Here is a 22,867-nt window from a genome sequence, read left to right on the forward strand (position 1 = left end):
TAAATTAAATGACTATCTAAAAATCTTTTGCATTAGGTTTATTATAACCATAACGCTCAAAGAAATATTCGCGATAATCTAGTAATTGATCGTCTCGAATGGCCTGACGAATATTTGCCATATGATTTAACAAGAAATGCGTATTATGAAGCGAGGCTAATCGCAAACCAAACATCTCATTCGTATGAATCAAGTGACGAATATAAGCTCGTGTATAATGACGACAAGCGTAGCAATCACAATCTGAATCGATTGGGGTAAAATCATCTTTATACTTTGCATTTTTGACAACAAGTCGGCCATCATGTGTCATACAAGTTCCATTACGACCAATTCGCGTTGCAAGCACACAGTCAAACATATCAATTCCACGAATCACACCGTCAATTAAAGAGTCTGGTGTTCCAACCCCCATTAAATAGCGAGGCTTATTTTTTGGAATGACGGGCGTAATATAATCTAAGACTTCATTCATTTCTTCTTTGGTCTCACCGACAGAAAGTCCCCCAATCGAATACCCTGGGAAATCCAGTGAAACTAAATCTTTAGCATGTTGCAAGCGTAGATCCTTATAGCCCGCACCTTGAATAATTCCAAATAAAGCTTGTTGATCTGGTTTTTGGTGAGCTTTCAGTCCCCGCTCGGCCCAGCGTGTCGTTCGGTTAATCGATTTTTCGACATAATCGTGTGTTTGATCAAAGGGCGGACACTCGTCAAAACTCATAATCATATCCGCTCCAAGCGCATTTTGAATTTCAATCGAACGCTCTGGTGTTAAAAATAATTTAGAGCCATTTAAATGATGGCGGAAATGAACGCCTTCCTCAACAATTTTACGATTGGCACTCAGCGAGAAAACTTGAAAACCACCCGAGTCAGTTAAAACTCCTTGCGGCCAATTCATAAAGGAGTGCAAACCACCTGCACGTTCCACAATATCTTCTCCTGGTGTTAACCATAGATGATAAGTGTTACTTAAAATAACTCCTGCGCCAGCATCGATTAATTCCTCTGGTGACAGACCTTTAACAGTTGCTAATGTCCCTACAGGCATATACATAGGTGTTTCATAACTTCCATGTGGTGTATGCAAAATGCCTAAGCGGGCCCCTGTATATTTTTCTTCTTTAATTAATTCGTATGTTACTGCTGGTTTACTCATAGTGACCTCTCAATCATTTGTTTTTATTTGCTAGATATGCTTTAATATAGTCAATATTTGAACCCAAATAAAAAGGTAGGTTATTTATGTATTATATCATACTACACATCTTAAAATTTATAATATTATTATTTCACGGTCAACCTGGTGTGATTGGTCGAAAAAATATCTCAGATCGACCGGTTATTTATGCTGCTACACACCGCTCATGGATTGACCCAATTTATTTAATATTAGTTCTTTTACCCCAAAAAACTGCAATGATGGGCAAAGAATCTCTATTCAAAATACCAATTATTGGTTGGATCATAAAACAGATCCATGCATTCCCTGTTAACCGCGAAAAACCAACCACTCGAACAATTCGACAAGCAACGAAGATTCTCACTGAAGATCAGATGAATTTAGGAATATTCCCTACAGGATCGCGGTATTCAACTCAAATTAAATCGGGTACGGCATTTATCCAAAAACTAAGTAAAGCAGATATCGTTCCGGTAGCCATTCAACCACCAAAAAATTTATGGCAAGTCCTTACCCATCAAACAGGTTGGATTGCCTTTGGCGATCCGATACCCTATAACAGCAATTTAGCTTATAATAAAGAGGACTTCGCCAACATTGATCAACAAATTCAAGCCGAATTCGATCGCCTTGATGCCTTAATCAATCCAAATTATCAATACCATATTCCTGAAGACAAACGACGTGATTAATATGACAAATAATAACAGGCTAAGATTTTTCGTTTAAAATCTTAGCCTTTGTTTTTAATTCATTGTTTGCAATTGATACATTTGATAGTATGTTCCTTTTTGAGCAATTAGCTGATCATGTGTACCTTGCTCAATAATTTTACCTTGATCCAATACAATAATATTATCTGCATCTTTAATGGTGCTGAGTCGGTGCGCAATCGCAATGGTCGTTCGATTCTTACGCATCTTACTTAAACTTTCTTGAATGTATTCCTCAGTTTCAGTATCAATGTTCGCTGTCGCTTCATCAAGAATTAAAATTTTCGGTTGGCGGACCATGGTTCGAGCAAATGAAATCAATTGTTTTTCTCCACTTGAATAACTTGCTCCACGCTCAATTACGCGTCGTTGATAGCCTTCAGAATATTTATTAATAAATTGATCGGCATTGACAAACTCTGCAGCCTCTTCAACTTCTCGATCAGTAATTGTTTGATCGAGCAAACGAATATTCCGACTGACATCCCCGTAAAACAAGAATGAATCTTGTAAAACCAGTCCAACCTCTTGACGCAATGTATCATATGAGAAGTTACGGATTGACTGACCATCGATTAGGACATCTCCAGATTGAAACTCATAAAATCGCATTAAAACATTAATAATCGAGCTCTTACCACTACCGGTATGTCCAACAATCGCTACGGTTTCTCCTGGAGGAACCTCAAAACTAACATCATCTAATACATTTTGTTCCCCATCATACGAAAAGGTTAGATGATTAAAAACGATATGCGCGTTGGTAATCGTGGCAGGATGTGCTGGATCAACTTGTTGATGTGGAACTTCCTCTTGGTGATCTAACACTCTCAGAATTCGATAAGATGAAACAACCCCCTCTTGCAACATACTCAAGCTATCCATCATCATTCCCATCGGACGGAAAAATTGAATACAATATTGAGTAAATGCATATATCATTCCTACTTCAACCAATCCATCAAAGAACTGCCCCCCTAAAATATAAATAACTAGGGCTAAGGCAAGACTCTCTAAGAATCCGATTAAGCTCATTAACAGTAAAGCATTCATCCGGATCATTTCTTTACGCGAAGCAAAATGTTGATCGTTCATCCTATCAAATTCTTCCATCATACGATGTTCTTGTCGGAAAACTTGAATAATATTCATCCCCAAGATTGTCTCATTGATTTTCGAATTCAAACGACTGACAATTTCTCGCATTGATCGATAGACTCGAGAACTATAACTTTGGTAATACCAAATAATTAAGAACATGATCGGAATAAACAGTAGAAAATACAGTGCCATCTGTGGGTTGAGTAAATACATCCCGATAAAGACACTAATAATCGTCACAATGCCTTCAAATACCGAGAAGAAGGTTAACCAAAAGTTCTTTAATGTTTCAGTATCATTAGTCACTCGTGTCACAATTGACCCCGCAGGGGTTTGATCAAAGTAACGCATTCCAAGTTGATTAACTTTCGTAAAGATAATCGTCCGAATATTTTGAACCGTCCGTTCGGATGCCATATTAAAAATATACGTCGTCAGATAGTTAAACAATGATTGTAGTACCAATAAAACTAAATAGATTACAGCAAACATCAATGCAATCCGAAGGGTTACATTACTGGTTTTTAAATAACGGTCAATATATAATTGGACGAGTCTTGGCAGCACTACGGTAATTCCAATACTTATAATTGAAAAGACAATTGCCATTAGAAATTGTTTTAGATATGGACGAGTATACTTGGAGATACGCTGAGTCACTTCGATTTGTTCTTTAATCGGAATTTTTTGTGACCAAACGGATTGTTTTTCTTGCACCATTATACCTCCTCCTCTTCGAATGTCTCGGAAGCTTCTAGTTGTTGATGTTCAAACATCTCTCTGTACCAGCCGCCTATTGCAATCAATTCATCGTGATTACCTCGTTCAGTAATACGACCTTGATCAACGACAATAATTTCATCAGCATGCATAACACTACTCAAACGATGAGCAGATATAATCGTCGTCTTATTCGATCGATTTTGTTTAATCGACTGAACAATACGCTCTTCCGTTTTTGCATCTACCGCAGATAAAGAATCATCTAAAATTAAAAGTGCCGGATCAATAATCATTGCCCGTGCCATCGCAATCCGTTGTTTTTGTCCACCGGACAACGCAACACCACGCTCACCCACCAGTGTGTCATAACCTTGACTAAACCGTAAAATATCATCATGAACACTCACTAATTTGGCTGCTGCTTCTACTTCCTCTTGGGTAGATTCCATATTCGCAAAACGAATATTATCACGAACGGTTGTCGAGAATAAGAAATTGTCTTGTGGTACATAACCGATTCGACGGAGCAACGCATCTAATGAATAGTCTTTAATGTTTTGATGATCATACTCGATCGTTCCCTTAAAGCGATCATACTCTCGAAGTAATAATTTAAAAATGGTTGTTTTACCAGAACCGGTCTTCCCAACCACACCCAATGTTTGACCTGCTTTCAAATTAAATTGAATATCTTGAAGTGCGGGAGCACTCTCACCTGGGTAAATAAATTCTTGAATGTCCACAGAAAGTGAACCTCGGATTGGCGCCTCAATGGCATTCGGTGCTTCAATAATATGACTCTTTTCATCTAAAATTGATTGAATCCGATCATAACTTGCCGCGCCACGTTCTAAAATATTAAATAACCGGCCGATGGCAATCATTGGCCACATTAATCGCGTTAAATAGCTGATGAAAGCAACAAGCAATCCAATCGTAATTTGGCCATTAGCCACTAGAAAACCACCATAAAAGATACTGATTACGGTCGCAAGCCCCATAATCATTCTACCCACTGGCATAAATGTCGCATCATATTGATAGACTTTTTGGTTTTTATCGACGACTTGCTGAGTTAACCGGTTAAAATCTTCAATATCCAGTTCTTCCTCACCAAACGTCTTAATTACTTTGACCCCTGTCACACTTTCTTGTACCTTATTATTTAAATTTGAAAATGCTGCTTGAGCTTTGCGTGAATGGTAGTTTAATTTAGATCCGACATGACGAATTAAGAAGTATAAGAGTGGTATCGGAATAATTGAAACAAGGCTCAAACGCCAGTCAACTAAAAAGAACATCATAAATAAGGTTAACAACCCTTGAGACATGGAATCAACTAACGTTAAAATTCCAGCCCCTGCTACCATTTGAATCGCACGCAGGTCATTCGTACAACGAGCCATTAGATCCCCTGTACGATATTTTTGAAAGAATATCGCGTCCATTTTGGTAAAATGTTCAAACAATTGACGTCGCAATATATTTTCTAATTTAGCAGCCGTTCCGAATATTTTAGTACGCCAAATATAACGCATAAAATATTGAGCAATCGCAATAAACAATAACATTCCTGCATATATAGTAAGATCGTTTCGAGTTAATGTGCTCGCATTCATTCCATCGATAACTTGTCCAATAATAATCGGAACATATGCTGTAATCAGACTAATTAGAATCAGCATCAAAATTCCTACCATATATTCACGAATATGTTGTTTAAAAAACCATCCTAATTTACTAAACATATTCATTCTATACAATCCTCACAATCTGATTTAGAAAAGATATTATGAAAGAAGTCCCACTATGGGGACTTCTCATTTGTTTTAAGAATTTCGTGTTCGCATTGAGTTCATAATTTGTTGAACTTTGCGTTTTGAAGGTTTTTGGCCCATCTGAGCCATCATCATCGTAATCATTTGTTCATCAATTGGCGGATTTTCTTTAAGATAGTTCATAATATACTTACGTGCTGTAAAATATCCTAATACTAGTCCTCCAATAAATGCAAGAATTGCTATTAAGATCCAACCCCATTCTGGCATAGAATCCCTCCTCATCTATTTTATCTACCTTATTATCATACCCGATATAATTTATAAAAAAAAGAATTATGCTGGGAAAAACAAAAGAAATTTGAATCTACTTATTTGGTGTAATGTCGTTACCTTCTGGATCAATGACTTTTAGATGATCCAGTTGTTGACGCATCGATTGACGAAAAGCTTGCAAGTATTCTTGATGTAAAACTTCACGTTCTACTTGTTCACTTTCTGTCAAATCACCTGCTTTTTTCTTTTGAGAGAGCTCTTTAATTCGTCTTAATTTTTCTTCACTTAACATGGGATACCTCCTGTTTTTGATACGAACATTTGTTTGCGTCGCTTGTTTAAATTTGTTATACTATATAAAACCCTAGAAATGAGTGACATCCATGAAACGAATATCTGACAAACAGCGTACTATTTTAGAAACAATCTATCAAGAAATTCAAAGCAATGGCTATCCACCTACTGTGCGAGAAATTGCCAGTGCCGTTGGACTGGCTTCAACATCCACAGTTCATGGCCATCTTGCTCGATTAGAGTCTAACGGTTACCTAATCAAAGATGCGAGTAAAACTCGGGCGCTTGAACTCACAGACAAAGCTTTAGAACTCGTTGGGGCGCAACCACAATCAATCCCGTTGCTTGGTCGGGTCGCTGCAGGCAATCCCATTCTCGCAGTTGAAGAAGCCACAGACTACTACCCCATACCTGAACCGCTCAAACGCTACGATCCTAGCCAATTATATATGTTAGAAATTGCAGGAGAAAGTATGGTCAATATCGGCATTATGGATGGGGATATTGTGACCGTTTTACGTCAATCCTCAGCCAATAACGGCGATATCGTTATCGCCATGACTGATGATGATGAAGCCACCTGTAAGACTTTCTTCAAAAAACCAGATCACTTTATCCTTCGACCTGAAAATGATAATATGGATGATATCATCTTAAATTCAGTCACCATCTTAGGTAAAGTTGTTGCACTCTTTAGAGAATTTTAAATAATAAAACATTCAAGTTGTTCGCTTGAATGTTTTTTATTTTTAATAGACCATAAGTGATTTGTAAGGATAACCTTTAAGTAGTTTTGCACCCTCTAACTCTTCAAGTTCAATCAAAAAAGCACACCCTACAACTTCTCCTCCGAGTTTTTCAACAAGCTTAATGGTTGCTTCAATCGTTCCACCCGTTGCTAATAAGTCATCAATTATAATAACTTTTTGTCCTGGACTGATAGCATCCCGGTGCATCGTTAGAATATCAGTCCCATACTCTTTCTCATATTCTACTTCAATCACTTCACGTGGCAATTTTTTAGGTTTTCGAACCGGTGCAAATCCTATTTCCATTGCATAAGCTACCGGACAACCAATAATAAATCCTCGAGCTTCAGGACCAACAACTAATTCGGCACCAACTTCACGAGCATAGTCAACGATTTGTTGTGTTGCATAAGCAAATGCCGGTCCATCTGCCATCAATGGCGTAATATCTCTAAAAAGAATTCCTTCTTTTGGATAATCAGGAATAGTTGCAATATAATCTTGTAAGTTCATAATTTACCTCTCTTCAAAATAGTTCTTAATATCATTCACCGTGCTGACATAGAGTAGCTCTTCACTTTGAATATAATCTTCAAATTGCTGATATGATCGTGTTTTAGTATAGTCTGTTTTGATATGTTGCTCAATCGGATTTAGTCGCAATTGTCCTGCCTCAATTCTAACAAACTGTAACTCAACAAACATAATAAAAATTTGTCGCACCTTAATAAGTGGAATTGACAATTTGATAGCTATTTCATTTAAATAATGATTATAGTCCATTTGAGGGTACTGTAACATAAACCGATAAACTTTAGTTACTTCTTCTCTTTCAATAGGACCTGCCCAATAATATAAAGGATCTTGGGTACAGCCTAAATAAATCGCATTCCATGTTAGATCTTTAATGATGGTTGCCAAATCCTCAAGCCGTTCAGGGGATTCCATAATCACCAATGGCACCGGATTCGTAAAGGATGCCATGACTTGATTTATATTAGAGTATAATGCAATTATGGCATCTTTTCGTATCTTAGCTTGAAATCGTTCTAAGACAGACTGCGATCGGAAGAGGTACACTGCTTCAGGGAGCTTTGCTAACATTGTTTCCGATTGTTTACTACGAGCATCGATCCAACGTGTTCCATCACTCCCTATATCCTCCAAGTTTAACTGCACTTGAGTCTGCCCATTCCATCGATTAATATTCAACGTTCCAATCGCACTCACTTCTTCATTAAGCTGAAACTGATCGAAAGATTCACCCTTAAAGAACCCGATGGCATTCAATTCATCTTCAGCTTGTTCGAGCGTCAAGCGAATATGTTGCTGATTCTGACCAATACGACGCTTTGAATTAATTTGTACATGTTCGATACAAAAAATAGGTTTAGCATTATCCATCCCAAAGGGGGCCAATTGATTGACTTCTTCGATAAATTCTTGGTTGATTCTTTCAATCGGTACCGTTAAATCAACTTTAATCGAATCGGGTTGATCAATGACGGATTGATATTTTGCAAAATGACTTTCCAACTCCGTTTTTAAAGTTTCATAGTTGGACTTTGTCAATGTCATCCCAACAGCTTGAGCATGGCCTCCAAAATGCTGCATTAGCGACTTAAAAGGGGTTAGATTATCAAAGAGATCAATCCCCTCGATACTTCGTCCACTTCCTTTATATATGGCTTTATCTGCTGATTCTTGAAAAAGTAGTGTAGGTCGATGGTACAGCCGAGAAATTTTTCCTGCTGAAATACCTAAAACACCACTCAACCAGTGAGGGCCACTCATCATAATAATCGGTGGGATTTTTTCAAGGCTCTCGAGTGTTTCTATCACTTCGGACTCGATTTGCTCGGTTAATGCCTTGCGCTGGTCGTTAATCAACTCAATTTTTTGACTTATTTCCTCGATCCGGACCGGATCGTACGTATGAAGTAACTCTAAACCTTCTTTAGGGTCATCCATCCGACCTAATGCATTTAATTTTGGAGCGATGGAGAATGAGACGGTTTCTTCATCGAAATACTCAAAATCTTGAGGGCTTTGTTCAATTAATTTGATTAACCCTGGTCGTTCCGTGCGCCGAATTGCTTCGAGACCCATTTTGACAATCGTTCGGTTCTCATCAATCAAAGGTACCATATCCGCGATTGTACCTAAGGCGGCTAACTCTAGAGCATCGGAAGGGACTTCTTGCAATAATGCACTTATAACCTTTAAGGCAACCCCTGCTCCACTTAATTCTTTAAAGGGATAATTTCCATCGGGATGCTTTGGGTGAATCACCGCGATTGCGGGCGGTAATTCTCCTTGAATCTCGTGGTGATCAGTAATAATAACATCCACTTGATGTTCTTTCATCTTTTGAACCGCACCGTGATCAATTACACCATTATCACAGGTAATAATTAAATTAAGTTGATGTTCATCAATGAGTCTTTCCCATGTTTTGATATTGGGTCCATATCCATCTGTATATCGATTTGGCAAATGATAGAAGACATTGGCTCCTAGTGTCTGCAGTCCTTCATAGAGAATTAAAGTACTAGTAATTCCGTCCACATCATAATCACCATAGATCAAAATTGCTTCTTGGTTCTCAATAGCCTGAGTAATTCGTTCGATTGCTAAATCAATTTGGTACAACTGATTTGGATGGTGATATATTGGTTGAGGAGACACAATTTTTGCTTCAAATTGCTCAACTGTTTGAATACCACGCTGTATCGCTAGAGTAATAAATTCTTCTGAATAAGACGAATATCGTTCTTTGATTGCTGCAATTGTTGTTTGGTCCGGGGTTTCTGGCCATTGCCAGTCATATATCGAATGGGTTATCACATCGAATCACCTGCTAAACCAGAAGCCATTGGAATATCAAATTCCTTTAAATCCGCTGCGATATACGTTTCCTGAAATACTTTTCGCGTTTCTGCTAATATTTCTCGGATGTCTTGGTTTGTATATCGAGGACTAATATGGTTGAGTAATAATAATTTTACATTAGCTTCTTTAGCAACTTGTGCAGCATGTATGTTGGTTGAATGATAATACGCATAAGCCATCTGTCCCTCTTCCCCACTATGGGTTGCCTCATGGACTAAGACATCTGCATCCTTAGCCAGTATTCGACTATTATCACACAATCGAGTATCCCCTAAAATCGTAATAATTTTTCCTTTTTGATTGGGCGCAATAAAATCGCGTCCATCTAATTGTGTACCATCTGCTAATGTGACTATTTCCCCACGCTTTAATTGGCCATAAATTGGCCCATTTGGAATCGAATATTTTGCTAATTGATCTATCAATAACTCACCAGGCTTATCAGGTTGCTCAATGCGATATCCTAATGATAAGACACCATGCTGCAATGGCAAATACTTAACCAACCAGCCACTCGAAGTTGTCAGCTCTCCTCCCTTAGGATTTAATTCATCAATATGAATTGGATAGGTTAAACGACTTTTCGTTAATCTAAGATTCGATTGAATATACTCCTTAATACCAGGAGGACCGTATATATTTAACGATGTTTCTCCACCTTGAAAGGATCGACTGCTTAATAAGCCTGGGAGCCCAAAAATATGATCTCCATGCATATGTGTAATAAAAATATTCGCTATTTTTTTGGGGCGAATGGTCGTATGTAATATTTGGTGTTGAGTTGCTTCACCACAATCAAACAACCAAACTTCATTAATTTCATCATGGAGACGCAAGGCTAAAGAACTCACATTTCTAAATTTACTAGGAATGCCAGCTCCTGTCCCTAAAAATTGTATCTCCATTTATTCACCTACTTTCGTCCATCATTACCGCTGTCTAAATAATTCACTTGCAATATACTTCGCAAATTCTTGGGAGCCTTCTTCGGTTAAATGACCAAAATCATCCTCGTTCCATGACTGATGATTTTGAGAATAACTTGCCCAATCAATGACATGAACATTGCCAAATCGTTCTGCCGCCGCGTAAATCTCTCTGTTCGCATCCGCTACCCATGAACGATCCGCAGTAGCTGTTACAAAGAAAATATCATGATTTTTACCGATTGCATTAATATAATCATTAATTTGACCTGGTGTGAAAGTCCCATTATTGCCAAGTGTGGTTACCACTGTCGGTTTCATTAGATTCTGATTATTTAATGAATGAATCGTACTCACACTATTATAGAGTTGACGACCGACTTCTCCGTTAATGACCGACTTTGGAAAGACTTGGCGCACCTCATCCGCAGCCGCTAGTAAAACAGAATCTCCAATAAAAGTTACTTCAAGCCCATTAGCATATAATAATTCTTGCTGATCGAGACCTTCAATATTATTTACAATTTTAGTTGAGTCTGTATTTTCATTTTGTGTTTCTTCAATAAGTTTTTTGTTTTTCTCAATTACAGATTGAATATTATTCGCCGTATCTCCTTTGCTTTCAGGTGCAGCAATAATCCCCGCAAAACCCAGTATGGCTATTAATGCATAACTTGCGGTAAAAATCTTAATGGATTTTAATTTATGAGGATGATTTTTCAAAAACTTAAATTGGAATATACTCTTACGAATATTAAAATCTTGTCCTAACGGTAATGACACTCGTTGTAGTTCAAAGAATTGATAATTGATTTCAGCTAAAATCATCAAAATAATAAATTGACAAGCCATATTCATTCCAAATGACAGGTTCAAAGGCCGGATAAAACGAGCAATAATTAAATATACAGGATAGAACCATAAATAATATGAGTAGCTTCGCTGACCTAAAAAGGTAAATATTTTTAAACTTAAAACCTTGTGCCAAAAAGTATCTGAATGGATTGTTGCAATTAGGAATAATCCTGCCACTATCGTGTAGAGCGTCATTCCAAAGCGATACGCAAAAGGTTGCGTTCCATACATAAATTTCATCATAATAATCATCAAAATCAGGCAGACTGTTCCAACACTATTAAGAATCAATTTTGCTTGGCGTTGCAATGGCTTTGGATTTAGTTGGATTGGGAACAATAGACCGATTGCTGCCCCAAAAGTATAAGCCGATGCACGAGTTAACACACTATAATATACTCCCGTTGGATCCATGCCATCCTGGTAGCGAAACGCCATGTATCCAGCAGAAACAGCAGACACAATTAACAACATATTCGTTGCATACGATGGTTTTCGATGCCATGAATAAAATAAGAAGAAAAGAACTGGCGTTAGTAAAATTAACTGCGCTAAAATTCCAACATACCACAAGTGCGTAAATGGACTTGGATTAGCTGCCTGAACAAAATAGGATTGTTCGTTAAAAATTTGATAATAATTATTTACAAATAGTAATGAAGATAACGCCATATTCCTTAAATTGAACATAAAATCTCTCGCAAACAATAGGATGATTGTTCCCGTGGAGAGAATCATTGCCAACATCGGAAAGAATAATCGTTCAAAGCGTCGGCGATAAAAATTCAAGGGTGACAATGGTTGATGTTGCAGATCGCGAACATAAAAGTACCTAAAGTTAAAGAACCCTGCGACTAGTAAGAAAAAGTTAACCGCTAAATAGCCTCCAGGTAAAAGATGTTGATAGAAGTAATATAAAATAATCGCAATGATTGAAAAACCCTTATAGCCATCAAAAATGGCCAAACGTTGCTTAGTTTGATTGTTTCCCATAATATCACCTAATCTAAGAACTCGAATTGATAGCCTGAGATTGTGATAATATCACCATTTTGTGCTCCTTGTTCTCGTAAGGCATCATCAATTCCCATTCCACGCATTTGCCGTGCAAAACGCGCCAAACTTTCATCATGAGCTAAGTTTGTCATTGCAAAAAGTTTCTCAATACGAGCTCCTGTAATCTCCCATTCCGATTCACTTACCTGATGAATTACAAAGTCCGGTTCAGGTGTTTCAAGTTGATAGACCACTTGATCTTCTGCTTCCTCTTCAAACAGCGCAATCTCTTCAGCAGAAGCCAAAATAGATTGTGTCAATTGAATTAGTGAAGCCGTGCCTTTATTTTGCCAGGCACTAATCTCTATTACTGGTGGCTGATCCCGGTCAATCGATTGATAGTATTCTGCTAATGACGTTTTAAATAATTCTAGATTCTCTTTCGCATCGAATGTATCCATTTTATTCGCTACAATAATACTTGGGCGATCTAAAATCAGTTCATTATATTGACCAATTTCTTCTTGAACCGTTAAATAACTTTCAAAAGGATCGACATACTCTCCACTCATATCTAGGACATGCCATAATGCTTTCGTTCGTTCGATATGCTTTAAGAATTGAATCCCTAACCCAACACCTTCAGAGGCACCTTCAATTAATCCTGGCATATCCGCTACGATAAATTCATGGTCTGAATCAACCTTCACTACACCGAGATTTGGCTCTAACGTTGTAAAGTGATAGTCAGCAATTTTCGGTTTTGCATTACTTACTACAGATAGGAGTGTTGATTTCCCAGCGCTTGGTAAACCTACAATTCCGATATCAGCAATCATCTTCAGCTCTAAAATAACATCAAATTCTTCACCGGGTTCACCATTTTCAGCAATTGAAGGCGCTGGGTTTTTATGCGTAGCAAACTTAACATTGCCGCGCCCGCCACGGCCTCCTTTGGCAATCAGTGCCACTTGGTTGTGCTCCACCAAATCAGCAATTAATTGTTGATTATCTGCCCGTCGAACAATTGTTCCAGGTGGGACACTGATATAAGCATCTTCAGCATCAGCACCGTATTTATTTTTACTCATGCCATTCTCGCCATTTTTGGCTTTAATATGACGGTGATATCGGAAATCAAGTAAGGTTCTTAAGCCTTCATCTACTTGAAAATAGATACTCCCACCTCGACCGCCATCTCCACCTGCCGGACCGCCATCTGGAACATATTTTTCACGACGGAATGCAACCATCCCGTCCCCTCCCTTACCGGCTTTTACATTCACTTGAACATAATCGATTAATGAGGACATATTTTCACCTCCATTTTAATGATTAAAATTTATAAATAATTAATCTTGGATCCATTTCTTGACGAATATATTTTGATAAACGAGTCATCGTATTCATACGATTGATTCGAATTGTTTCGTCTTCATGGTTTACTAAATTCTCTTCAAAATATTCTTTAATTGGCTTAACTAGATCAACCCACTGTTGGATGGAATCTTCTGATTGTAATTGAGAAACTTTTTGAATTAAAATTTCTTCCGAATTACTCTGAGATAAGTCTGATTGAATAGAAATTTCACTTTCCTCTTTATCGCTAGCAATATTCATGACTCGGCTAAGTGCTTCAATCATAGACTGAAACAGTTCAGGCTGCTCTTGTTTAAGTTGTTGAAGTTTTAGTGCAAAATGAATTTGACGATACGGATTCAATTGATGGGCATGCGCAACGCCATCAATAATATCGTAATCGACTTGCAGATTTTGTAAGTGTTTTTCTAAGCGCGCACGAATAAATTCAACAAATTTTTTCTTTAAGTCTGATTGGGTAAGCGACGTATCCACAGCATGTATAATACGATCCATCGCATCAAGATTCAATGACCATTGATTTGCTACTAATATTTCGACCATCCCAATCGCTTGTCGACGAAGTCCATAAGGGTCACTTGATCCAGATGGAATAATACCTACGTTGAAGTATTGAATTAATGTATCAATCTTATCAGCCAATGCTAGAACGGAACCTGCAATTGATTTAGGCAATGCGCCACCACTTTGATTTGGTAAATATTGCTCTGAAATTGCTTGGGCGATCGATGATTCAATACCGAATTTCTCAGCATAGACGCCACCGATAATTCCTTGAAGCTCGCTTAATTCATCGACCATCAACGTCGCAAGGTCAAACTTATAGATTTTAGCAGCGGCTAATGCCGTCTCCACATCTGCAACTTCTAAATTTAATGGCTGAACTAATTGCTCGATAATTTTGATTACGCGCTCTTGCTTTTTGGCCAATGTATCTAATTGATAGTGTTCTTTAATATGACTTAATTTCTCCACAAAATAATCTACTGAATGCTTCATATCCTCACGATAGAAGAATAGCGCATCATCCAATCTGGCACGCAATACTTTCTCATTACCATGCACGACATTTTCAAGATGATCTGTATTGCCGTTACGTACACTAATAAAGTAAGGTAGGAGTTCATCCGTTGCCTTATCTAATACATAGAAATAACGTTGATGTTCCTTCATGGTCGTAGTTAAGACAACCGGAGGCAATTCAAGGAATTCCGGTTCAAAAGTCCCACAAAATGCGGTAGGCCACTCAATTAAATTATTCACTTCTTCAAGTAGTGATGCATCCATTGGAACAATCCAATGGTTTTCATTCGCAAGCTTCGCGATTTGCTCGCGAATTGTATTTTCTCGCTCTTGTACATCTGCCATAACGTATTGCTCACGTAACGTATCGAGAAACGCATTCGGATGTGATAGAAATACCCGTTCTCCAAGGAAACGATGTCCTTCAGTATAACGATCTGCGGTTAAGTACAAGTATTCAATCGGAATGACTTGATCGCCATATAAAGAGACAATCCAATGTAGAGGACGAATGAAAGGTTTTTTCTCCATTCCCCAAGTCATGCTGACTGGGAAAACTAATTTATCAAAAACTTGACTAATATTTTGAATAACCTCTTCGGCTGGAACTCCGGCCTCAAACTTATTAACGAAGATATAATCTTCTCCCTTAATCGATTGAATTTCAATATCATCTGTCGTCGCACCTTGACCACGAACAAAACCCTCTGCCGCTTTTGTCCATTGTTTTTGGTCATCTTGAGCGATTCTTAAAGCGGGACCTTTAACAAGTTCTTGATGATCCGTTTGTTTTTCTGCTAGACCATGCACAATCACTGCAAGGCGTCTCGGTGTTGAATAACGCGATACCGAATCAAACGATAATCGTTGCGCTTTAAAATAATCGCTCACTAATTGAGCCAATTGTTGACTTAAATCATCAATAAATCGTGAAGGAATTTCTTCTAAACCTAATTCTAATAGATATTCTGCCATTTATTTTGACGCTCCTTCCGTAAGGGATTCTTCATTTAAGAGCGGAAACCCTAATTTCTCACGCTCGGCAATAAATTGTTGTGCGATTTCACGAGCCATTTTACGGACTCGCGCAAGATAACCAGCACGGTCTGACACTGATATATAGCCTCTTGCATCCAATAAGTTAAAAGTATGACTGCATTTTAAAACATAATCATAAGCTGGATGAATCAAGCCTAATTCAATTAAGCGCAATGCTTCTTGTTCATACTGAGTAAAGAGTGAATACAACATCTCACCGTTACTTTCTTCAAAGGAATAAATCGAGTGCTCACGCTCAGGTTGTTGAAAGATATCACCGTATTTTACACCTGGAGCCCAGGGTAATTCATAAACATTATCCACATTGAGTAAATACATCGCTAGTCGCTCAATACCATAGGTAATCTCGCTCGTTACAGGATAACATCGTTGACCACCCACAGTTTGGAAATAAGTAAATTGTGTAACTTCCATCCCATCAATCCACACTTCCCATCCTAAACCAGAACATCCAAGTGAAGGATTCTCCCAGTTATCTTCAACAAAGCGGATATCATGTTCTAAGGGATTGATTCCAAGCTGTTCAATACTCGCCAAATACAATTCTTGAATATTAATTGGGGATGGCTTCATTACCACTTGAAATTGATGATGTTGATAGAGACGATTCGGATTCTCACCATAACGGCCATCAGCAGGACGTCTCGATGGTTCAACGTAGGCAGCATTCCAAGGCTCTGGGCCAAGTGAACGAATAAAGGTATAAGGACTCATTGTCCCCGCCCCTTTCTCACTGTCATAACTTTGCAAAATCAAACATCCTTGCTCAGACCAAAAATTTTGTAACGTTAAAATCATTTCTTGGACAGAATTAACCATGCTTTTCCTCCTCCATAAATATAAAAAGCGTCCCTATGATTATTAAATAATCATAGGGACGAATTAACTTCGCGGTTCCACCCTAATTCAGATCACGATCTGCACTTTAAAGTATATTTATATAAGTTTTAACGAGCTGCCATCGATTCAATCTAGCTCTCACTGTCCTAGATTCGCTTCATTATCTTCATTCAATGCTCTAACCAAATTTTATACATAATTCACTCGTTAGTCAATGCTAATCAACGGTTTACGTTAAATATTTTTGTAGTTTATCTAGATAAGATTTACTCTTCAATCGAATACCTACATACTCCTGGTAAAGCGCACTCATAAAATCGCGTAACATTTTCAATGTCTCATCAGAGACATCAATCGATCGAATTTGCTTTAACTTTGCTTTTGACAGTACTTGTAGCAAATACACCACTTTCGGTGAAAGTAGCCAACGCATTTCATCGAGATGGGCATGGTCCGAACAGAGCATCCCATTAAGTCGCATACTAAAATCCATCTCGTAATGTGGTTTATGGCAAACGACACAATGATGAAAATCGAAGTGCACCCCAAAATATGGCAGTAAAAACAACTCAACATAGGTTGCTATCACCGGATACATGGTCGACTTCACCATCAATTCAAGTGCATCTTGCAACAAAGCAAAGAGTTCCGGATGATTTTCTCGGTCATTGATTGACGCATCAATTAATTGCGCAAGATAGATACCGTATGCATGCTTTTCAATATCTTCATGAATTGGTCGGTAAAAATTTAGTGTCCGAGCTTCTTGCAGAAAAGACATCCCTTCTTGATTGATGGTTCCCCAATAATCATTATACGTGAGGGGAATCAATTGACTCTTTAAAGTATGCGTCGCTTGATTAAAACCGCGAACAAAGAACATCTGGGTCCCTTGATCTTCCGTAAAAATCTTAACCAAGCCATCTTTTTCACGGTAAGGTCGCGTAAATAAAACAATCCCTTTAAAATTTGTTCTCATGATGAACTTAATCCATTAATATTCATCCGGACGATAGCCGTATTCATTTAAGAAATGACGACGATCACGCCAACTATTTTGAACTTTTACCCAAATTTCAAGGTAAGCTTTCGAACCGAGTAAGACTTCGATATCTTTTTCGGCTCGTTTGCGAATATTGCGAATCATCTTACCTTGACTGCCAATAATGATTCCTTTTTGTGATTTACGTTCAACAATGATCACAGCCTGTATTTCAACCGATTGATCTTCCACATCGCGATGCATCGATTCCACTTGAACTGCCACTGAATGTGGAATTTCCTCGCGAGTTAAATGGAGTACTTTCTCACGAATTAACTCTTGAACAATAAAGTACTCCGGATGATCGACCACTTGGTCAGCGGGATAATATTGAGGACCTGTTGGCAAGATAGACATAATTTTATCTAAAAGAATATCGGTATTGTAACCTTCAGTTGCACTGATTGGAAAAACTTCATCGAATTCATACTCATCAGTATAAGTTTTAATAATATCAAAAATTTCACTTTGATCAATTAAATCCACTTTATTAATCACTAAAAATTTAGGGATATCTAGTAATTTAACATGATCAAGTACTACCCGGTCTCCGGGTCCAATGGGTTCTGTAGCATTAACGACCACTAAAACACCATCCACACCTCGGGTAGACTTTAACGCCGTCTGAACCATAAAGTCACCTAAGGCGTGTTTTGGCTTATGAATACCAGGTGTATCAATAAAGATAATTTGACCTTCTTCATTCGTTAAGACACCTTGAATTCGATTACGAGTCGTTTGTGGCTTATCCGACATAATTGCAATCTTTTGGCCTACAAATCGATTAATTAACGTTGATTTTCCAACATTCGGTCGTCCAATAATCGAAATAAAACCAGATTTAAAATTTGTGTTCAATATATCACCTCGTTCAATTTAAAAGATAAGGATAAAAAATTAGTACGCCAATTATCACTGTGACGATGGATGCTAACAAAACTGCCCCGGCACTAGCATCTTTGGCCCATTTAGCCAATTCATGATAATGATAATCCGATGCCAAGTCAACAGTCCGTTCAATCGCAAAATTTATCAATTCCAATGCTAAGACTAGCCCAACACACAGTATGATAATTATCCACTCAATACGTTGAATTTGAAAGTAAGCGCTCAATAGAATTGTACATAGTCCAAAAGCTAATTGTATCTTGAAATTCCGCTCTTTTAATATTGGGCCTGTAATCCCCTGAAGTGCACAACGAAAAGATTGGTATAACTTAATTTGCTGCTTGGCCTTTGAATTATCGTTCAAGTCCATAATCTTTCAAGACCTCCTCTTGCAGTTGGAACATTTCTTGTTCCTCTTCTACGGTCTGATGATCATAGCCATTAAGATGTAAGAATCCATGTACGGTCAAAAAGGCCAGCTCACGATCAAGAGAATGGCGATACTCTTCAGCTTGACGAACAGCTTGATCATAAGAAATAATAATATCGCCCAAATGACGATTTAAGCCAACATTCATTTGGCTCAATTCTGACCAAGAATCTGGTTCACCTTCTTCCAACGCAAAACTTAATACATCTGTCGGGCGATCAATCCCCCGATAATTTAAGTTTAGTTCATGGATCTCGCGATCCGTTACGATTGAAATATCCACTTCAATTTCTGGTTGTAGCGAGAGTCGTTCGGCAGTTAATTTAACAATTCTTTCAATCAATTCATATTGGTCTGAGTTTAAGCGTTCGCCTTCATCCATAATATCGATAATCAATGCAATCCCTCCGTTTACTCTTCATTGCTATACGCACGAATAATATCCGCAACGGCCGGGTGACGTACAACATCATAAGCATCAAAATAGACAAACTCAAGTCGTTTGAGACCACTCAATTTCTCTTCAGCATCAATCAAGCCAGATTTCACCCCTGGCATTAAATCAATTTGCGTATGGTCCCCGTTCACAATCATTTTAGAACCAAAGCCAAGTCTTGTTAGGAACATTTTCATTTGAGCGATTGTTGTATTTTGAGCCTCATCTAAGATGACGAAAGCATCATCTAATGTTCGTCCACGCATATACGCAAGTGGCGCAATCTCAATGACTTCACGTTCGATAAGACGTTCAGTATGTTCTTTACCTAAAACAGAATAAAGTGCATCATAGATGGGTCTTAAATACGGATCAACCTTCTCTTTGAGGTCTCCTGGTAAGAATCCTAAACGCTCACCTGCTTCCACAGCCGGTCGTGTTAAGATAATTCGCTTCACCTGACCATTTTTTAAGGCTTGTACCGCCAAAACTACGGCTAAATAAGTTTTCCCTGTTCCTGCAGGACCGATGCCAAAGACAATATCTCGTTTCCGTGTTGCTTGAACATAACTTAATTGCCCAAAATTTTTAGCATAAATTGGCTTACCATCATAAGTACGACTGATTTGTTCGGAATGAAGATCTACAAAATGATCAATCGTGCCTTTCTTAGCCATCTTAATTGCAGTGACAAAATCTACGGTCTTAGGTTGAAATCCTTTTGCTAGCAATTCAAGTATACTTAAATAAATCGAACGGACTTGCAGAACTGATGCTTCATCTTGACCTTGAATCGTAATATCTTCACCACGGTTACTAATCGCGACATCGTAATAATCTTCGATTAATTTAACGTATTTATCTTGCGTTCCTAATAAGCTCATTAACCATTCTGAATTCGTTACTTTGACGACTTGCGTATAAGATTCTGATGGATTCAAATAATTAACTCCTTTGTCTAATAGTCTTACCTTTATTCTACTACAAATTAGCCTCCCAACCCAATAAAAAAAGGCAAGATTCAACGAAATGAATCTCACCTTAATTAAATCATTATGATTGTGGGTCTTTAGAATGAATTCTCCCTCGAACAATTCAAACTAAATCAGACCTACTCATTACAGGTCGTAATGAATTAGTATTTACGCTTACGAGCAGCTTCTGATTTTTTCTTACGTCTTACACTAGGCTTCTCGTAATATTCACGTTTACGTGCCTCTCTTAGAGTACCTGTCTTAGAAACGTCGCGTTTGAAGCGTCGAAGAGCGTCTTCTAATGATTCGTTATCACGAACTACAGTTTTAGACATTATGAATCCCCCCTCCCGAGCTTGAGTACTTTATAGCTTTATAAAGTCTTTAACATTATAATGAATCCCAAGCAATAAATCAACCCCTCTTAATTAAATGTTATTATCTCTATGCAATTAAGCATATGTTGTGATAAAATAAGGTTACCAACACGCAGGAGGAGCTTATGTCAATCGATAATCAACTGCTACACATTCATATCATTTCAGACTCGATTGGTGCGACAGCGACGAAAGTCGCCCAAGCGACTGTCGCTCAATTCCCAGAAATAGAATACGAGATTCATAAACATATTTTAATCGAAAATGAACAACAATTAATTGAAGCGCTCGAATCAGCCAAACAAACTCACGGCATCATATTTATGACCATTTCAAACTCGCATCAAGCTTATATTGCAGAAGCTTTTGCGACAGAAAACAACCTAGTCCTTCATAATTTAATTCAACCTTTTACTAAGGATATTGAACAACGTACTGGGATTAAACCCGTTGGCTTAAAAGGTTCACAATTTGAGTTGTCAGATCAATACTTTAACCGAATTAAAGCGATTGAATTTACATTGAATAATGATGATGGTAAAAACCCTGAAGCGTTAAAAGAAGCAGATATCGTGATTTTAGGGGTGAGCCGGACGGGTAAAACTCCTTTGAGTATGTACTTAGGGACTTTAGGTTATAAAGTAACGAACTTACCTTTAATTCCTGAAAAAGAAATTACCCCAATATTATTCAAAATTCCTTCATCAAAAATTGTCGGCTTAACGAATAACGCGGATATTATTTGTAACCACCGTCAAAAACGTATGAGTGAATTTGGGTTAAGTAGTGCGACACGTTACGCATCGAAAGAGCGCGTTGACGAGGAATTAGCCTATGCTGAAAGTATCTATCAGAAGCTCCAATGTCCGGTGATTAATGTCTCGGAACGAAGTATTGAGGAATCTTCTGTCATTATTTTAGATGTTTTAAACTTGCCACATAAACCACGCTGGTAAAATAAAAAAATCGTTTAAAAGCCCCTAGCAATTCCATCGATTGCTAGGGACTCTTTTTATTATTGACCTTTTGTTTCAATAATTTGCTCTATCAGTTGAGGATTATGTACTTCTTTTCGTAGCATTTCAATTTCGAACTTATAAGGTGGATATTTCACCTTATCTTTTTCAGGATCTGCAACCCAAGGCGTTTCTAAAATTTTTGGAATAGCATTTAGTTGCGGATGATGGACAATATAATTTAAAGTATCAAAACCAATATTCCCTTCGCCTACATTGGCATGGCGGTCTTTATGTGATCCTGATGGATTCTTAGAATCATTAATATGGAGTACTTTAAGACGATCGAGGCCGATAATCTTATCGAACTCATTTAGCACGCCATCAAAATCATTTTTAATATCATAACCTGCATCAAAGACATGACACGTATCAAAAGTAATTGATAATTTATCGTTATGTGTGACCCCATCAATAATTTGGGCTAATTCTTCAAAGGAGCGCCCTATTTCTGTTCCTTTTCCGGCCATTGTTTCTAAGGCAATTTGTACAGTATCATCTGGCGAAAGAATCTGATTCAAACCGTGAATAATTTGTTGAATGCCAACATCTGCGCCTGCTCCGACATGCGCTCCAGGGTGTAAGGTAATTTGATTCGCTCCTAGAGCCATTGTGCGGTCTAACTCTTGACGGAGAAACTCAATCGCAAAGTCATGATAGCCTTCCTTCGTCGTATTCGCTAAGTTAACAATGTATGGTGCATGCACTGTGAAGAATTCAATGCCCACTTCTTTCATCAATTGATAACTCTCTTCAATATTGAACGTCTCAATTGGTTTACGGGTCGTATTTTGAGGAGCCCCGGTATAAACCATAAAAACATTACTACCATAAGACGCGGCTTCTTTAACCGATCCTAGTAGCATTTCTTTCCCTTTTAGAGAAACGTGTGATCCTAATAACATACGAACTC

Annotated in this window: 22 protein-coding genes; 3 read left to right on the forward strand and 19 right to left on the reverse strand. The window is 37.9% G+C overall.

The features are described from left to right. Positions 1-16: 16 nt before the first annotated feature. Positions 17-1,162: a tRNA guanosine(34) transglycosylase Tgt gene (gene tgt / locus CYJ57_RS02270; RefSeq protein ID WP_101953913.1), complete on the reverse strand. Its 1,146-nt coding sequence runs from the start codon at positions 1,160-1,162 to the stop codon at positions 17-19. An 86-nt stretch (positions 1,163-1,248) separates the two neighbouring features. On the opposite strand from tgt, the gene CYJ57_RS02275 reads away from it, so the two are divergent. After that, on the forward strand, positions 1,249-1,878 hold the full coding sequence (locus tag CYJ57_RS02275; protein WP_006701380.1) for a lysophospholipid acyltransferase family protein: 630 nt from the start codon (positions 1,249-1,251) through the stop codon (positions 1,876-1,878). Positions 1,879-1,932: 54 nt separating this feature from the next. On the opposite strand, the gene CYJ57_RS02280 is transcribed toward CYJ57_RS02275, so the two are convergent. The 4 genes from CYJ57_RS02280 to CYJ57_RS02295 form a co-directional block, all read right to left on the reverse strand. Next, positions 1,933-3,720 carry an ABC transporter ATP-binding protein gene (locus CYJ57_RS02280; RefSeq protein ID WP_006701381.1) on the reverse strand — a complete coding sequence of 596 codons (1,788 nt, stop codon included), beginning with the start codon at positions 3,718-3,720 and terminating at the stop codon, positions 1,933-1,935. Continuing rightward, positions 3,720-5,477 carry an ABC transporter ATP-binding protein gene (locus tag CYJ57_RS02285; protein WP_101953914.1) on the reverse strand — a complete coding sequence of 586 codons (1,758 nt, stop codon included), beginning with the start codon at positions 5,475-5,477 and terminating at the stop codon, positions 3,720-3,722. Before CYJ57_RS02285 ends, CYJ57_RS02280 begins: the two co-directional genes overlap by 1 nt. Before the next feature lie 75 nt (positions 5,478-5,552). Beyond that, positions 5,553-5,771 carry a YneF family protein gene (locus CYJ57_RS02290; RefSeq protein WP_006701383.1) on the reverse strand — a complete coding sequence of 73 codons (219 nt, stop codon included), beginning with the start codon at positions 5,769-5,771 and terminating at the stop codon, positions 5,553-5,555. A gap of 97 nt (positions 5,772-5,868) precedes the next feature. Continuing rightward, complete coding sequence (locus tag CYJ57_RS02295; RefSeq protein WP_006701384.1) at positions 5,869-6,069, reverse strand: DUF896 domain-containing protein; 201 nt, start codon at positions 6,067-6,069, stop codon at positions 5,869-5,871. 91 nt (positions 6,070-6,160) lie between these two features. Between CYJ57_RS02295 and lexA the strand changes: the two genes are divergently transcribed. Then, positions 6,161-6,778, forward strand: a complete 618-nt coding sequence (gene lexA, locus CYJ57_RS02300) for a transcriptional repressor LexA (protein WP_101953915.1) — start codon at positions 6,161-6,163, stop codon at positions 6,776-6,778. A 42-nt stretch (positions 6,779-6,820) separates the two neighbouring features. Here lexA and CYJ57_RS02305 read toward each other — a convergent pair whose 3' ends face one another. The 13 genes from CYJ57_RS02305 to rpsU all read right to left on the reverse strand — a co-directional run bounded on the left by CYJ57_RS02305 (position 6,821) and on the right by rpsU (position 20,896). Beyond that, entirely contained in the window at positions 6,821-7,333 is a 513-nt protein-coding gene (locus tag CYJ57_RS02305; RefSeq protein ID WP_101953916.1) for an adenine phosphoribosyltransferase, read from the reverse strand. A gap of 3 nt (positions 7,334-7,336) precedes the next feature. Next, on the reverse strand, positions 7,337-9,667 hold the full coding sequence (gene recJ / locus CYJ57_RS02310; protein WP_101953917.1) for a single-stranded-DNA-specific exonuclease RecJ: 2,331 nt from the start codon (positions 9,665-9,667) through the stop codon (positions 7,337-7,339). After that, positions 9,664-10,617 (reverse strand): ribonuclease Z, encoded by a 954-nt coding sequence (gene rnz, locus CYJ57_RS02315; RefSeq protein ID WP_101953918.1) that lies wholly within the window; start codon positions 10,615-10,617, stop codon positions 9,664-9,666. Before rnz ends, recJ begins: the two co-directional genes overlap by 4 nt. Positions 10,618-10,641: 24 nt before the next feature. Further along, entirely contained in the window at positions 10,642-12,486 is a 1,845-nt protein-coding gene (locus CYJ57_RS02320; RefSeq protein ID WP_101953919.1) for an acyltransferase family protein, read from the reverse strand. Between the two features lie 8 nt (positions 12,487-12,494). After that, positions 12,495-13,802, reverse strand: coding sequence for a GTPase ObgE (gene obgE / locus CYJ57_RS02325; RefSeq protein ID WP_101953920.1), 1,308 nt, complete (start codon positions 13,800-13,802; stop codon positions 12,495-12,497). Positions 13,803-13,824: 22 nt separating this feature from the next. Beyond that, positions 13,825-15,867: a glycine--tRNA ligase subunit beta gene (gene glyS, locus CYJ57_RS02330; protein WP_101953921.1), complete on the reverse strand. Its 2,043-nt coding sequence runs from the start codon at positions 15,865-15,867 to the stop codon at positions 13,825-13,827. Then, on the reverse strand, positions 15,868-16,770 hold the full coding sequence (gene glyQ, locus CYJ57_RS02335; RefSeq protein ID WP_101953922.1) for a glycine--tRNA ligase subunit alpha: 903 nt from the start codon (positions 16,768-16,770) through the stop codon (positions 15,868-15,870). A 250-nt stretch (positions 16,771-17,020) separates the two neighbouring features. Continuing rightward, a complete protein-coding gene (gene recO / locus CYJ57_RS02340) occupies positions 17,021-17,770 on the reverse strand; it encodes a DNA repair protein RecO (protein ID WP_006701393.1) in 750 nt (249 codons plus the stop codon). Between the two features lie 15 nt (positions 17,771-17,785). Next, a complete protein-coding gene (gene era / locus CYJ57_RS02345) occupies positions 17,786-18,691 on the reverse strand; it encodes a GTPase Era (RefSeq protein ID WP_101953923.1) in 906 nt (301 codons plus the stop codon). 13 nt (positions 18,692-18,704) lie between these two features. Beyond that, positions 18,705-19,091, reverse strand: coding sequence for a diacylglycerol kinase family protein (locus CYJ57_RS02350; RefSeq protein WP_006701395.1), 387 nt, complete (start codon positions 19,089-19,091; stop codon positions 18,705-18,707). After that, complete coding sequence (gene ybeY / locus CYJ57_RS02355; protein ID WP_101953924.1) at positions 19,075-19,548, reverse strand: rRNA maturation RNase YbeY; 474 nt, start codon at positions 19,546-19,548, stop codon at positions 19,075-19,077. The genes CYJ57_RS02350 and ybeY overlap by 17 nt, the downstream gene beginning before the upstream one ends. Before the next feature lie 14 nt (positions 19,549-19,562). Further along, a complete protein-coding gene (locus tag CYJ57_RS02360; protein WP_180764355.1) occupies positions 19,563-20,528 on the reverse strand; it encodes a PhoH family protein in 966 nt (321 codons plus the stop codon). Between the two features lie 194 nt (positions 20,529-20,722). Beyond that, a complete protein-coding gene (rpsU, locus tag CYJ57_RS02365) occupies positions 20,723-20,896 on the reverse strand; it encodes a 30S ribosomal protein S21 (protein ID WP_006701398.1) in 174 nt (57 codons plus the stop codon). A gap of 167 nt (positions 20,897-21,063) precedes the next feature. Here rpsU and CYJ57_RS02370 point away from each other — a divergent pair, with 167 nt between their 5' ends. Next, positions 21,064-21,894: a pyruvate, water dikinase regulatory protein gene (locus tag CYJ57_RS02370; RefSeq protein ID WP_101953925.1), complete on the forward strand. Its 831-nt coding sequence runs from the start codon at positions 21,064-21,066 to the stop codon at positions 21,892-21,894. A gap of 59 nt (positions 21,895-21,953) precedes the next feature. On the opposite strand, the gene CYJ57_RS02375 is transcribed toward CYJ57_RS02370, so the two are convergent. Beyond that, on the reverse strand, positions 21,954-22,859 hold the full coding sequence (locus CYJ57_RS02375) for a deoxyribonuclease IV (RefSeq protein WP_101953926.1): 906 nt from the start codon (positions 22,857-22,859) through the stop codon (positions 21,954-21,956). Positions 22,860-22,867: the final 8 nt, after the last annotated feature.

The organism is Falseniella ignava, assembly GCF_002847645.1.
GTDB classification, from domain to species: domain Bacteria; phylum Bacillota; class Bacilli; order Lactobacillales; family Aerococcaceae; genus Falseniella; species Falseniella ignava.